Here is a 13,187-nt window from a genome sequence, read left to right as displayed (position 1 = left end):
CACCGTCTCCGAGCCGCGCGCCGAGGGCCGTCGGCCCAGCGGCCCCGGCACCCGCGCCGAGGTCCGCAGACCGACCGCTTCCGACACCCGGGCCGAAGCCCCCCGCGGTGCCGGTGACGTGGACCGTTCCGCCGTGCGTCCACGCCCAGGCCCGGACGATCTGCGCCGTACCTTCGAAGCGGTTCCCCCGCGCACCTCGCAGGGCGACGAACCCTTCGCGGACAGTTGGTGGGGGCGTGCCTGGGTGGACGCCCTGGAATCCCTGTCGATGGACGAGGGGCGACTGGCCCGCGGCCGTGCGTACGCCGACAGCGGCAAGGTCGCCGCCATCACCGTCACGCCCGGCCGGGTCGTCGCCTACGTCCACGGCAGCCGCCCCCGCCCCTACCGCACCGAACTGCGTCTGAGGGCGCTCACCGACCCCGACTGGGACACCTTCCTCGACGCGGTCGCCGCCCGCCCCGGCCACCTTGCCGCACTGCTCGACAAGGAGATGCCGCACTCACTGGTCGACGCGGCGGCCGAAGCCGGTGTCGTGCTGTTGCCCGCGGCCGACGACCTCGACCCCGGCTGCTCCTGCCCCGACCACGGCCGGCCCTGCAAGCACGTGTCCGCCCTCTGCTATCAGATGGCCCGGCTCCTGGACACCGACCCGTTCGTCCTCCTGCTGCTGCGTGGCCGGGGCGAACGCGAACTCCTCGAAGAGCTGGGCCATCGCAATGCCGCGCACGAGGCCCGCGAACGCCCCGCCGCGCCCACGACGCCCTCGGTGTCCGCCCGCGAAGCCCTCGCCGACCGCCCCCTCCCGACGCTTCCCGCCCCGCTCCCCGTCCCGTCGCATCCCGGACAGCCGCCCGCGTACCCGAGCCTGCCCGGCGCCCGCGACCCGCTCGCCCTCGACCACCTGGCCACGGACGCCGCCGTACGTGCGCACAAGCTCCTCGCCACCGGCGCCGACCCGCTCGCCGGACTCACCCCGTGGCAGGACGCGGTACGCCTGGCCGCGTCCCGCCCCACCGCCGGGCTCACGGCGACCACCCGCGCCCTCTACCGCGAACTGGCGTACGCCACCGGCCGTACCACCACCGACCTGGCCCGAGCCGTGGCGGCCTGGCGTCAGGGCGGGGCCGAGGGCCTGGCCGTCCTGGAAACGGCCTGGGACCCTCCGGCCGGCCCCTTCGACCGGGCCCGCCCCGCGCTCGCGGCGGCCGACTTCCCCCGCTTCCACCCCTGGCGCAACCGCCTCACGCACCCCGATGGAACACTCCAGCTCCGCTTCGGCCACGACGGCCGCTGGTACGGCTACGAGTCGGAGCCGGGAGAGGACGACTGGTGGCCCCGCGCCACGCCGGACACCGATCCGGTCGGCACGCTCCTGGCGCTCGGCGGAGGCTGACCCCCGCCACCAGGTCCGGGCTCGGTGGCGGCGTACCGGTACACCTGTGTGCATCGTCCGTGTGCGTCGTTCTCCGCCGCGTACCCGAGAACCGTCCTGGACGGGGCCGGAGCACACCGCGCACCGCCGCCCCGCCCGCCCGGCGGGGCGGCTCCGCCAGAAGGCGCCGCGGTACGCCGGGCCCGAGCCCCGCTCGCCTCCGGCGGAGCGGTTCCCCTCCCCGCGCTCAGGCGGGCAGCACGGCGTCGACGACGTCCCGGGCGAAGCCGGGCGGTGGCGGCTCGCGGCGCAGCAGTACCCGCGTCCACACCGCGCCCGCGACCAGATCCATCAGCAGCTTCGGGTCTGTGCGCTCCGGAAGCTCGCCGCGCGCGACGGCGCGGGCGAACACCGGCTGCTCGCGGGAGAAGCGGTCGGCGAAGAAGTCATGGGAGAGAGCGGCGAGTTCGCCGTCCGGCAGGCCGGTCCCGGACAGCATGGCGCGGGCGACCGCCTCGGTACGCACGTCGGTGAGCAGGGCGATGACCTGCTCGGTCAGGGCGATGAGGTCACCGCGGAGGCTGCCCGTGTCGGGAATGTCGATGTCGAGGGCCCGCGCATGGCTCAGAGCCGCCCGAAGCAGTGCCGGTTTCGACGGCCACCAGCGGTAGATCGTCGTCTTGTTGACCCCGGCGTCCTGGGCGACGGCCTCGATGGTGAGACGGGCGTAGCCGCGCTCCGCGAGCTGGCGCAAGGTGGTGTCGAAGATCGCCTCGGCGGCGCGAGGCCCCCTGCCCCGGCGGCGCGACGCGGTCGGATCAGGCATGAACACTCCCTGATAATGCAACGCAACGTTGTGTTGCATTATAGGGTGATGCCGTCATCGTGCTGCGATTCAGGTGGTTTGTCATGGCAGAGGCAGGGGTCTCGAAGGCGGTGACCTGGGGGCTGTTCGCCGCCTGGGCGGCCAATGATCTGGAGGAATTGGCCACCATGGCCGGATGGGCGCGCTCCGCCCGGCCCCGGCTCAAGGAGCGGTTCCCGAAGGTGCCCGAACGCGTCTGGGCGCGTATGGAGCTCTCGCAGCGGGAAGTGGGCGTCGCCATCGGCCTGGTGGGTGCGGTCGTGGCCGCGGCGTCGGCGGACGGTGCACGCACCGGAGGCCGGAGCCCGTTCTTCCGGGCCGCACTGGCCGGGTTCGGCCTGCACGGATTCCTCCACATGGTCCAGTCGTTGGCGTACCGGGGCTATACACCGGGTGTCGCCACGGCGCCGACCGTCGTCGTCCCGTACGCGCTCTGGGCGGCACGGAGGCTCAGGGCGGCCGGTATCGGAATGGGCGGTGCGTCCGTGTCCGCGGCGGCACCGGCGCTGCTCCCGGTGGTCGTCGCGGGCGCCCACGTCCTGGCCCGCAGGATCACACGGCCGCGCGGCTGAGGCGGCGCGTGTGCGAAGAGCCCGCCCGGCCCGCTGACGGGGTCTTGCCGACGACCTGGCCGGGCGGCCGGTACGGGGCGGCCGGCAGCGGACCGGTTGGTGGCGCCGCTCGACCGGCCGGACGCGGGCACGGCAGGCCGGGCAGTGGTAGTTCCGCGGCCCGGGTGCCGGCCGTGATGCCGGACGGGCTGTGGAAGTGGACGCCGGTGCCGTCGGCCGTGCGGGCGGTCAGCAGCACCAGATGACCGCCCTTTCTCGGAGGAGGCAGATCCGGCCGCCGGATGCCGTGGTGCACCGAGGCCAGGACGGTGCGGCCGCCGTCCAGCAGTCCGAGAATCTCCCGCGACGACAGATGGCGGTGGACCGTGGCGTCGAGGCCGTGCACCTCCCGTGCGTACTGCGCGAACGGCGCGTAGATCAGCCCCCGGATCACACCCTCCGCGTCCTGCGTGTACGCGCCGTACTCGATCGCCCCGTCGCGCAGCTCGAACAGGGACGGGGCGCCGGGGCCGAGTGCCCTGCGCAGGCAGGTCACACCGCACAGATGACCCGCCCAGCGCGCGTACTCGGCCCGCGACGAGGCCCCCGACTCCGCCCAGGCCGGGTCCGTCGCCGGATCCGCCCCGCCCTCGACGATCGGGCCGACGAGGTCCGGCGAGGCAGACGTTGCCGGGAGCGGCACTAGGTGAGGACGGGGACGGATCAGGCGGAGCAGGTCACGCGGGCATCCGATCACAGCCGTCGTCTCTCACTGGCGGTATCCGGCCAGGAAGCGGCCGATGCGGCTGATGGCCGCGTCGAGATCGTCGGCGTACGGCAGCGTGAGGATCCGGAAGTGGTCCGGCCGCGGCCAGTTGAAGCCCGTGCCTTGGACGACCTGGATCTTCTCCCGTAGCAGCAGGTCCAGGACGAACTTCTCGTCGTCGACGATCGGGTGCACCTTCGGATCGATGCGCGGGAACGCGTACAGCGCGCCCTTCGGCTTGACGCACGACACCCCGGGGATCTCGTTCAGCTTCTCCCAGGCCCGGTTGCGCTGCTCGTGCAGCCTGCTGCCGGGCGCGACCAGGTCCCGGATCGACTGTCGGCCGCCCAGTGCCGCCTGAATGGCGTACTGCGCGGGCGCGTTGGGGCACAGGCGCATGGAGGCGAGGGTGGTGAGCCCCTCCAGATAGCCGCGGGCGTGCTGCTGCGGGCCGGTGATCACCAGCCAGCCGGAGCGGAAGCCCGCCACGCGGTACGTCTTCGACAGGCCGCCGAACGTGAGGCAGAGCAGGTCGGGAGCGAGGGACGCCACGGTGTGGTGCTCGGCGTCGTCGTAGAGGATCTGGTCGTAGATCTCGTCGGCGAACACCATCAGGCCGTGCCTGCGTGCCAGATCGAGGATGCCTTCGAGGATCTCGGGCGGATAGACGGCGCCGGTCGGGTTGTTCGGGTTGATGATCACGACGGCCTTGGTGCGGTCGCTGATCTTCGACGCCAGGTCCTCCAGGTCCGGATTCCAGTCGGACGCCTCGTCACAGGTGTAGTGCACCGCCCTGCCGCCCGCGAGGGTCACGACCGCCGTCCACAACGGGTAGTCGGGGGACGGGATGAGCACCTCGTCGCCGTCCTCCAGCAGCGCCTGGACGGCCATGGAGATCAGCTCGGAGACCCCGTTGCCGAGAAAGACGTCGTCGACCCCGACGTCCGTCAGCCCCATCGCCTGGTAACGCTGCACCACCGCCCGCCGCGCGGACAGGATGCCGCGCGAGTCGGTGTAGCCGTGGGCCTGCGGAAGCATCCGGATCATGTCCTGGACGATCTCCTCCGGTGCTTCGAAGCCGAAGAGCGCGGGGTTGCCGGTGTTGAGGCGGAGCACGCTGTGCCCCGCCTCCTCCAGGGCGTTGGCGTGCTCGATGACCGGGCCCCGGATCTCGTAGCACACCTCGTCGAGCTTGCTGGACTGCCGGAATTCCATGCGTGGCCTCCCCGACCTGATTGCGGTACTTGGTTTTACCAAGCTCGGGCTTGGAAAGTCCAACAACATGTCTAGACTGCGTCGTATGCCACGTCAGCAACAGCCCGCAACGCGCCCGTCCCGACGCCGGAGTTACGACCAGTTCTGCGCCACCGCGCGCTCCCTCGATTCCGTGGGCGACCGGTGGACGCTGCTGATCGTCCGTGAACTGCTGGCGGGCCCGCGCCGATACACGGACCTTCACGCGGACCTGCCGGGGGTCAGCACGGATGTCCTCGCTTCCCGGCTCAAGGACATGGAGCAGAACGGCCTGGTCACCCGCCGTCGGCTCCCGCCGCCCGCCGCGGCCTCGGTGTACGAGTTGACGGAGCGTGGTCGCGGGCTGCTGCCCGTGCTCGCCGCGCTCGCCGAATGGGGGGCGCCCGCACTCGACGAACGGCGCCCCACCGATGCCGTGCGGGCGCACTGGTTCGCGCTGCCGCTGTTGCGCGTGCTGGACGGGACGACACATGCCGGAGTCGTCGAAGTCCGCCTGGATGAGGGGGAGTTCCATGTGCGCCTCGTCGGCCGGGACGATGCGGGGTGTGGTACGGCCGACGATGCCGGCGCGGGCGGTCCGGCGGAGTCGCCGGCCGGGGCGGCGGTGTACGGGGACGGTCCGGCCGCCCGTGCCGATGCCCGTATCGCGCTCGATGCCGACGCGTGCCTCGCGCTCGGCCGGGGCGAGTTGACCCTGGCCGAGGCGGTCAGGGGCGGGCGCGCCGAGGTGGTCGGCGACGGGCCGCTCGCCGCCGAACTCCGCGGGGAGTGAGTGGCGGGCCGTGCACGGTGCGACCTGGTGCGGTGCGAGGGATGCCGGAAGGAGGGCGGGGCGGCGGGCGGTGGACGGCGATGCGGGGACGGCGGCCCGGAGCTCGGCGCACGAGGAGGATTCGACGCATCAACGCGTGGGTAGCGTGGGGGAGTTCGAAGAACCCAGGATGCCTCCGGATCGTCGACGCGTCCGGAGTGGTCGGTGCGCCCCGGCGCGCTGATGTGCCCGGTCCGCTGATGCGCGCGAAGCGTCGCGGCTTCCGGATGTCGATGCGAGGAGTCGTACGTGAGGATCGGCGGACAGCGGGGAACGGGCGAACGGCACGGGCGCGTGGGAGCGTGGACGGGTCGGGGGCGGCTCGCCCGCGTCCTGGCCCTGACCGGCTGCGCGGCGGTGCTCGGGTTCGCACCCTCGGCGGCCGTGGCCACGCCCGGCGGCGGCGTGAGCGGCACGGTGGTCGCAAAGGGCACATCGACCGGGAAGCTGAAGGTGCAGACCCCCAACGGCCGTACGGACGTGACCTTCCGGACCATCACGGTCGAGCCGGGTGGTTCCACCGGCTGGCACACCCATCAGGGCCAGTTGATCGCCGTCGTCAAGTCCGGGACGCTGACGCGCACCCTGGCCGACTGCTCGGTCGAGGTGACGCCCGCCGGTTCGTCCTTCATCGAGCCCTCCGGCGCCCGCCACCGCCACATCGGACGCAACCTGGGGTCGGAGCCCGTGGTGTTGTGGGCGACCTATCTGCTGCCCGAGGGCAGCGAGCTCTCCGACGACGCGGAGGCGGTGGACTGCGGTACGAAGTAGTGGCGCATGCCCGCGGTCCATCGGCGATGGTCCGCGAGCGCCCCCGCCAACGTGGTCGCCGCGGCCGAGGCGGTGCTGCGCGGCCGTCCGCGGACCGCCCGGGAGCCGCTGGAGCGCGGCTTCCGGCGTATCGGGGCGCCGGATGACGTCACCGGGTGGTGGGCGCTCGACGTCCACCGGCTCGCCGAAGCGGGTCTGCGTCCGCTCGCCGACCGGGTGGCGTGCCGGGCCCGCGGCCGACTGGCCGGGCGGTCGAGGAGGCGCCCCGTCCACCGTAGGGCCGGGACCGGTGGCGCAGGCCGGGGGCGATGATGGTCGCGTGCGATGCGAAGTGATGCGATGCGACCGGGAACGGCACGATCCGGCATGATGCGATTCCAAGCGATCACCTGGGAACGGCTGGCCGAGGCGTTCGCCGCCCGTACCGACGGTCTGGAGCCGCACGACGCCGGTCACTGGCCGAGGATCGCCGTCGACGGAGCTCCGGCGGCCCGTACGGGGGAATTGGCGGAGAGGGCCGCACAGGCGCTGCGGGTCCGGGGGCGTGCGGTGCTCGTCGTGTCGACCGAGGGGTTTCTGCGACCGGCGAGCCTCCGGTACGAGTACGGCAAGGAGGACCCCGAGGCGTACTACAGCGGCTGGTTCGACGCGGGCGCGCTGTGGCGTGAGGTCTTCGGACCGCTGGAGGCGGGCGGCAGCGGGCGTGTGCTGCCCGATCTGTGGGATCCCGTGACGGACCGGGCCACACGCAGTCCGTACCGGCTGCTCCCGGAGGGAGGCGTGCTGGTGGTACACGGTCCGCTGCTGCTGGGGCACTGGTTCCCGTTCGACCTGAGTATCCACCTGAGCCTGTCGCCGGGTGCGCTGCGACGGCGTACCGAGGAGAGCGAGCGCTGGACCCTGCCCGCGTTCGCGCGGTACGAGGAGGAGGTGGCGCCCGGCGAACGCGCGGACGCGATCGTACGCGCCGACGACCCACTGCGCCCCGCCTGGACCGGTTGGCGGCGGAACGAGTAGCGGGTCGAAACCACCCGGCGACGGTGGGTCGCGTACGGCCTGGCACCGAGGCGGCACGCACGGCCTGGCACCGACGGGACGCGCATACCGACGGACGCGCATACCGACGGACGCGCATACCGACGGGACGCGCGTACGGCCTGGCGGCGGGGGATTCGTACGGCGCCGTGGTGGCGACGGGGCATGCGTACGGCCCTGTGACGACGACGCGCGCGTCACGGGTCCGGCCGTGAGGGAACGCGTCGCACCCCGGCCGCTCGGCGGTCCGCTCGCCCCGTTCGGACCGCATACCCGTTCTGCTTGCCCTGCTCGCCCCGCTCGGACCGCTTGTTCGTCACTCTCGGGCTGTCCGGCCGGGCCGGGTCGGCTCGGCTCGGCCCGTTTCACGGCCCCGGGCGTCCACCCACCGTGGTGACCGCCTCGGCCCCCGACCGGCAGCCCGCCGCCACGGCCGAGGCATCGTCCGCACCCGACAGCAGGGCCGCGAGAAGACCGCCCGTGAACGCGTCGCCCGCCCCCGTCGAGTCCACCACCCCGCATACCGGAACGGCTGGAAAGCGCCCCGTCACCGTGCCCGACACGGCCAGCAGCGCGCCACCCCCGCCGAGCGTCACCACCACCCGGGGCACCCACAGGCTCAACTCGGCCGCGGCGTCCGCGGGTTCCGGGAGGCCGGTGAGCAGGTGGGCCTCGTCCGTACTGGGCAGCAGCAGGTCCACGCCCTCCACCGCGGCCAGGAAGCGGTCCGCGCCCAGCTCCGCGAGGAAACCGGCCGAGGCCGGGTCGACGCTCACCGTGATCCGCCGCCGTCGGGCCTCCCGCAGGGCGAGCAGTGCCGTCGCCCTGCTCGTCGCGGCGAAGAGGAGGTACCCGGAGAGATGGAGGTGGCCGATGCCGTCGAGCATCGACGGCGACCAGTCGCCGGCGGAGAGGCGCAGCACCGCCCCGCTGTCGGTGAGGAAGGTCCGCTCGGCCGCGGAGTCGACGAGGACGACGACGGTGGCGGTCGGTGCCTCCTCGTCCACGGCCAGCAGGCAGCGCACCCCCGCCCGGCGCAGGGCGTCCCGGTGCCAGTCGGCGCTGTCGGCGCCGACCCGGGCCAGCAGCCGTACCTCGGAGCAGCCCGAACGCGCCGCCCAGCAAGCGACGTTGGCGCCCGCACCGCCCGGCAGGGTGCGGATCCGCGCGGAGGTGTCCGTGCCGTGGGCCAGCTTCGTCATATGCCGGGCCACCACATCGGTGACCACATCGCCGATGACGAGGAGCCCGCCGCGGAGCGATGCGCGCGCGCCGGCGTCCGGTGCTGGTGCCACCCCGTCCCCCAAGCGTTCCGGCCCGGCGCCGGTCCTCGCGCGTCGAGAGCCGCGGACCGTCTTCGCGTCTTCGGGCATGCGGTCGGTTCTCGAACGCTTCGATGCGGTGTCGTTCGCCGCGCCTTCCCGTTCGATGCCGTTCAACGCGCACCGTCGCGCGGTGCCGTGTCACGGCCGTCGGGGTGTGCCCTCGTGCTCGGCGCGAGGGCCGTCCACGCCGCCGCGATCCGGGCGGCCAGCGCCACGTTTCCGCGTACGGCCGCCAGATTGGCCTCCAGCGAGGCACCCTCGGTCCGCCGCATCAGCCGGTCCAGCAGGAAGGGGGTGACGGCCTGGCCCACGATGCCGCGCTCCCGGCACAGGTCGAGGGCCTCGGCCAGCACCCGGTCGTGGAGACCGGGATCCAGCTGGTCCCGTACGGGTACGGGGTTGGCGACGATCAGCGCGGATGCGGGGCCGTCCAGCGCGTCCTGGGCCCGCATCACCTCCGCGACCTCTTCGGGCGTCCGCACCGTCCAGTCGACCGGTTCGCCCGAGCTGTGCAGGTAGAAGCCGGGGAAGTGCTCGGTGCCGTAGCCGAGCACCCCGACCCCGAGTGTCTCCAGGCGCTGCAGGGTGGCGGGGACGTCCAGGATCGACTTCACCCCCGCGCACACCACCGTGACGCCGGTCTCTGCCAGGAGCCGCAGGTCCGCCGACTCGTCCTGGGTCCGCGTCCACTCCCGGTGCACGCCGCCGAGCCCGCCGGTGGCGAAGACGCGCAGTCCGGCGCGGGCGGCGAGGAAGGCCGTCGCGGACACGGTCGTCGCACCGCTCGCACCCGTCGCCAGGGCCGGTGCGAGATCGCGGTGCCCCAGCTTCCGCATCGCCGGGTCGGTGGCGATCCGTTCCAGCAGCCCCCTGTCCAGTCCGACGCGGGCCCGTCCGTCGAGTACGGCGATCGTGGCCGGGACCGCGCCCGAGGCCCGCACCAGTCCTTCGAGCTCTCCGGCGACCCGGAGATTGCGCGGACGCGGCAGGCCGTGGGCGATGATCGTCGATTCCAGGGCCACGACGGGGCGGTGCGTGGCGAGGGCCGCCCGTACCTCGGCGGAGAGGACGGGGGCGTAGGCAGGCGCGCTGTCCGTGGCATTGAATGACATGTCCACATCCCTGTCGCGGGTGTACCGACCTCAAACGTACGGCCGCACCGCCCTCCCCGCGCGCACGCTCTTTTCGATCCTGGAGGCCGAGAAGTTATGAAAGGGCCGCTATGGTGACCGGCCATGACCACAAATGATCAGTCTCCGGCCTCGTTCGTCGTGCATATTCCGGACGCCGAACTTGAACCCGAACCGCTCGACCCCGCGCAGATCGTCTCGGGCGATCCCGCCGTGACGGGCAAGGTCCTGTGGGAGTCGCCCGACGGCAAGCAGGTGCGCGGCATCTGGCAGATCACGCCTGGCGTGGTGACCGACACCGAGGCCGACGAACTGTTCGTGGTCGTCAGCGGTCGGGCCACCGTGGCGGTCGAGGGCGGGTCGACGCTGGAGATCGGGCCGGGCGACGTCTGCGTGCTGCGCGAGGGCGACCGCACGACGTGGACCGTGCACGAGACGCTGCGCAAGGCGTACCACATCAGCCTCTGACGCGTCGGCGAGCGCCCCGGAGGCGTCAGCGGTCAGCCGAGAAGTGCCGCTGAACGTCTCCCACGCACCGGGGACCGCTCCCGGGGGCGTCGGCGGTCGTGTCCATGACCTCAGCGCTCGGTGGCGGGCGGCTCGGGGGCTGAGGGTGTCACGGGTGCCGGGGTGCAGGGGGCCGGAGCCCCGGGCGCGTCGGGTACGTCGTGTGCGGCGGACTGCGCGAGGGACCGGCGCAGCGCCAAGGCCGCCAGCGGGAGCAGCAGGCAGGCCGCCACCGCGTTCAGCCAGCCGTAGCCGGCCCGGGCGACGATCAGTCCGGCGACGACGCCGCCGATACCCGCCGCCGCGTTCATGGTCAGATCCGAAAGCCCCTGCACGGCGGCGCGGGCGGGCTGCGGCACGGAGTCGGTGAGGAGGGCCGAACCGGCGACCAGCCCGGCCGACCAGCCCAGACCCAGCAGGAACAGCCCCGCCGCGGTGCGGCCGTGGCTGGGGCCCGCGGTACCCGCCAGGAGCGCCGCACAGCAGAGCAGTCCGATCGCCAGACCGATCACGGTCAGCCGGCCGAACCGGTCGGACAACCAGCCCATCACCGGTGAGAACGCGTACATCCCCGCGATGTGGCCGCTGATGACGAGGCCGATCAGTTGCAGTCCGGCGCCGTGATGGCCCAGGTGAACGGGTGTCATCACCATGATCGACACCATCGCGGTATGCGAGACGGCCACCGTGACCAGGGCCAGCCGCGCCTTCGCCGACGCGCGGACCGCCGTGAATCCGGCACGCAGCGACCGGCCCGCGAGGGACGCCTCGCCCTGCGGGGCCAGGGCCCGGGCGGTCAGCAGCGGGTCCGGCCGCAGCAGCGCCCCGACCAGCACCGCGGCGAGCAGGAAGATCCCGGCCGCGAAGAAGAACGGGCCCGCCTGCTCGGATATCGCCGTACCGCGGAAGACCCGCCCCACCGGGGCCGCGATGTTCGGCCCGAGGACCGAGCCGATCGTCGTGGCCCAGATGACGGTGGAGATCGCCCGCCCCCGGCGGTCCGGCTCGACCAGATCCGCGGCCGCGAACCTCGCCTGCAGATTGGCCGAGGAGCCGGCACCGAACGCGGCCATCCCCAGCAACAGCAGCGGAAAGCTCTCCACGATGGTGGCCAGCACCACGAGCGCCGCGCCGAACGCGCCGATCAGATAGGCGAGCACGAGCCCGGGGCGTCGGCCGCGTGAGGTCATCAACGCCGCCAACGGCAGCGAAAGCAGTGCGGTACCGGCCACCGAAGCCGTCGGGGCCAGACCCGCCAACGCCTCGGAACCGCCCACCTCCGAGGCCAGGACCGGTGCCAGGGCGATACCGATGGGCACGCCGAGGCCGCCGAGTATCTGGCTGGCTATCAGCACGGCGGACGTTCTGCGCCGCAGCACGGGGAGGTCGGCCTCCGACACCCGCTCGGCGGGCCGGGCGGGTCGGACGGGCCGGGCGGATGTGTCAGGAGCATCGAGGGGCTTGGTCACCGACGCAGTGTGCCAGCTCGTACGCAGGTGCGAAATGCGACTGCGGGGATACGGGTACGGGGGAGGGCGCGGCTTCTCCGGGCGGAACCATGCGGGCGGATCGGCCACTGAGGCTGTTCCGAGGAAGCCCCGCGCGCACGTGCGCTCCTCGCGCCGGAGCCGCGGACGGGCGGAGGATGCCGACCGCACCCGTCGTGGAACAGGCGGAGGACGGCGACAGCACGAGCCCGCCGGGACCGGGTCACGGGCCGATCTCCTTGTCGATAAAATGCAGCTCTTCTGTTTGTTTGCCGGGCCTCGCGGCTTAGGGTCACCCCCGGACCCGGGCTTCCGCGAAGGGCGTACGAGCATGCAGGGCACGATCGACGGTTTCAGCTACGGGGCGGTAACGCCCGTCGCGGCCTTCCTGATGGCCTGTCTCGGCGCGGCCCTCGGACTGCGCTGCATGACCCGTTCGCTGCGCACCGAGCGATCCTTCAAGGCGGGCTGGCTGGCGCTCGGTGCGACCTCGATCGGCTCCGGCATCTGGACCATGCACTTCGTCGCGATGATGGGCTTCACCATCGACGGGGTGGCCATCGGCTACGACAAACCGATCACCTTCGCCAGCCTCGCGGTCGTCATCGGCATGGTCGCGGTCGGCATCTTCGTCGTCGGGTACCGGCGTGCCACCCGCATGGCGCTGGTGACCGGCGGCACCATCACCGGGCTCGGCATGGCCACGATGCACTACCTGGGCATGGCCGGGATACGACTGGATGGGCGTTTCGAGTACAACACGCTCACCGTGGTGCTCTCCGTCGTCATCGCCGTGGTCGCCGCCACCACCGCGCTCTGGGCGGCCGTATCCGTCCAGGGCTTCCTGGGCGGCCTCGGCGCCAGCGTCGTCATGGGCGTCGCCGTGAGCGGCATGCACTACACGGGCATGGCCGCGCTCAGCGTCCATCTGCACCCCAACGCCCTGACCGGCGCCACCACCGACGGCTCGACCGTCCCCCTCCTGCCCCTGCTGGTCGGCCCCGGCTGCTTCCTGCTCCTCGCCGCGGTCGTGGTGATGTTCGACCCCCTGATGGTGATGGGCACCCCGGACTGGAACGATGCCGGGACCGGCGCCGACTCCGCCGGGGCGGCCGGAGGCCCGGCGCGGCACGTCCCGAGTTTCGGCACGTACGCCGACCCGGCCTCGTTCCACTCCCGCCCGCGCGACCCCGCACCGCCCGGGGAATGGTGACCACGGCCCTGCCGGCGTCCGCCCCGGCCCGGCCGGCCGCTCGGCACCGGGTCCGGCCCGGTCCCCTCCCAGGGCCCGCCCCCCGCCGCCGCTCCGG

The 13,187-nt window shown here is 73.0% G+C and carries 14 protein-coding genes; 8 read left to right on the top strand and 6 right to left on the bottom strand.

The genetic code is table 11. From position 1 onward, the window contains the following. Positions 1–118 precede the first annotated feature (118 nt). Positions 119–1,396 (top strand): SWIM zinc finger family protein, encoded by a 1,278-nt coding sequence (locus ACIHCL_RS00750; RefSeq protein WP_399857061.1) that lies wholly within the window; start codon positions 119–121, stop codon positions 1,394–1,396. A 226-nt stretch (positions 1,397–1,622) separates the two neighbouring features. Here the strand turns inward: ACIHCL_RS00750 and ACIHCL_RS00745 are convergent, their stop codons facing one another. Next, positions 1,623–2,201, bottom strand: coding sequence for a TetR/AcrR family transcriptional regulator (locus ACIHCL_RS00745; RefSeq protein ID WP_399855274.1), 579 nt, complete (start codon positions 2,199–2,201; stop codon positions 1,623–1,625). Positions 2,202–2,284: 83 nt separating this feature from the next. Between ACIHCL_RS00745 and ACIHCL_RS00740 the strand changes: the two genes are divergently transcribed. Next, positions 2,285–2,812: an HXXEE domain-containing protein gene (locus ACIHCL_RS00740; RefSeq protein ID WP_399855271.1), complete on the top strand. Its 528-nt coding sequence runs from the start codon at positions 2,285–2,287 to the stop codon at positions 2,810–2,812. Here ACIHCL_RS00740 and ACIHCL_RS00735 read toward each other — a convergent pair. Beyond that, positions 2,793–3,494, bottom strand: a complete 702-nt coding sequence (locus tag ACIHCL_RS00735; RefSeq protein WP_399855269.1) for a peptidase — start codon at positions 3,492–3,494, stop codon at positions 2,793–2,795. The genes ACIHCL_RS00740 and ACIHCL_RS00735 overlap by 20 nt on opposite strands. A 66-nt stretch (positions 3,495–3,560) precedes the next feature. Next, positions 3,561–4,772 carry a pyridoxal phosphate-dependent aminotransferase gene (locus tag ACIHCL_RS00730; protein ID WP_399855266.1) on the bottom strand — a complete coding sequence of 404 codons (1,212 nt, stop codon included), beginning with the start codon at positions 4,770–4,772 and terminating at the stop codon, positions 3,561–3,563. 85 nt (positions 4,773–4,857) lie between these two features. Here ACIHCL_RS00730 and ACIHCL_RS00725 point away from each other — a divergent pair, with 85 nt between their 5' ends. The 4 genes from ACIHCL_RS00725 to ACIHCL_RS00710 all read left to right on the top strand — a co-directional run bounded on the left by ACIHCL_RS00725 (position 4,858) and on the right by ACIHCL_RS00710 (position 7,410). Next, positions 4,858–5,583 carry a winged helix-turn-helix transcriptional regulator gene (locus ACIHCL_RS00725; RefSeq protein WP_399855263.1) on the top strand — a complete coding sequence of 242 codons (726 nt, stop codon included), beginning with the start codon at positions 4,858–4,860 and terminating at the stop codon, positions 5,581–5,583. Positions 5,584–5,916: 333 nt separating this feature from the next. Continuing rightward, the gene (locus tag ACIHCL_RS00720; protein WP_399857059.1) at positions 5,917–6,393 is read left to right on the top strand and encodes a cupin domain-containing protein; all 477 of its coding nucleotides are present in this window, start codon (positions 5,917–5,919) and stop codon (positions 6,391–6,393) included. A 6-nt stretch (positions 6,394–6,399) separates the two neighbouring features. Continuing rightward, a complete protein-coding gene (locus ACIHCL_RS00715) occupies positions 6,400–6,705 on the top strand; it encodes a hypothetical protein (protein WP_399855261.1) in 306 nt (101 codons plus the stop codon). Positions 6,706–6,762: 57 nt separating this feature from the next. Further along, positions 6,763–7,410, top strand: a complete 648-nt coding sequence (locus ACIHCL_RS00710; protein ID WP_399857057.1) for a uridine kinase — start codon at positions 6,763–6,765, stop codon at positions 7,408–7,410. A gap of 383 nt (positions 7,411–7,793) precedes the next feature. On the opposite strand, the gene ACIHCL_RS00705 is transcribed toward ACIHCL_RS00710, so the two are convergent. Beyond that, a complete protein-coding gene (locus tag ACIHCL_RS00705) occupies positions 7,794–8,723 on the bottom strand; it encodes a carbohydrate kinase family protein (protein ID WP_399855260.1) in 930 nt (309 codons plus the stop codon). 140 nt (positions 8,724–8,863) lie between these two features. Next, complete coding sequence (locus tag ACIHCL_RS00700) at positions 8,864–9,865, bottom strand: pseudouridine-5'-phosphate glycosidase (protein WP_399855258.1); 1,002 nt, start codon at positions 9,863–9,865, stop codon at positions 8,864–8,866. Positions 9,866–9,988: 123 nt separating this feature from the next. Here ACIHCL_RS00700 and ACIHCL_RS00695 point away from each other — a divergent pair, with 123 nt between their 5' ends. Beyond that, complete coding sequence (locus ACIHCL_RS00695) at positions 9,989–10,351, top strand: cupin domain-containing protein (protein ID WP_399855254.1); 363 nt, start codon at positions 9,989–9,991, stop codon at positions 10,349–10,351. Between the two features lie 110 nt (positions 10,352–10,461). Here the strand turns inward: ACIHCL_RS00695 and ACIHCL_RS00690 are convergent, their stop codons facing one another. Next, on the bottom strand, positions 10,462–11,859 hold the full coding sequence (locus tag ACIHCL_RS00690; protein WP_399855252.1) for an MFS transporter: 1,398 nt from the start codon (positions 11,857–11,859) through the stop codon (positions 10,462–10,464). A 349-nt stretch (positions 11,860–12,208) separates the two neighbouring features. On the opposite strand from ACIHCL_RS00690, the gene ACIHCL_RS00685 reads away from it, so the two are divergent. Beyond that, a complete protein-coding gene (locus tag ACIHCL_RS00685) occupies positions 12,209–13,090 on the top strand; it encodes an MHYT domain-containing protein (RefSeq protein ID WP_399855249.1) in 882 nt (293 codons plus the stop codon). Positions 13,091–13,187 lie beyond the last annotated feature (97 nt).

Origin of the sequence: Streptomyces sp. NPDC052042, assembly GCF_044548345.1 — a bacterium.
Taxonomy (GTDB): domain Bacteria; phylum Actinomycetota; class Actinomycetes; order Streptomycetales; family Streptomycetaceae; genus Streptomyces.
The sequence above is the reverse complement of the archived record's forward strand: the minus strand, read 5'-3'. Positions and strand labels throughout refer to the sequence as shown.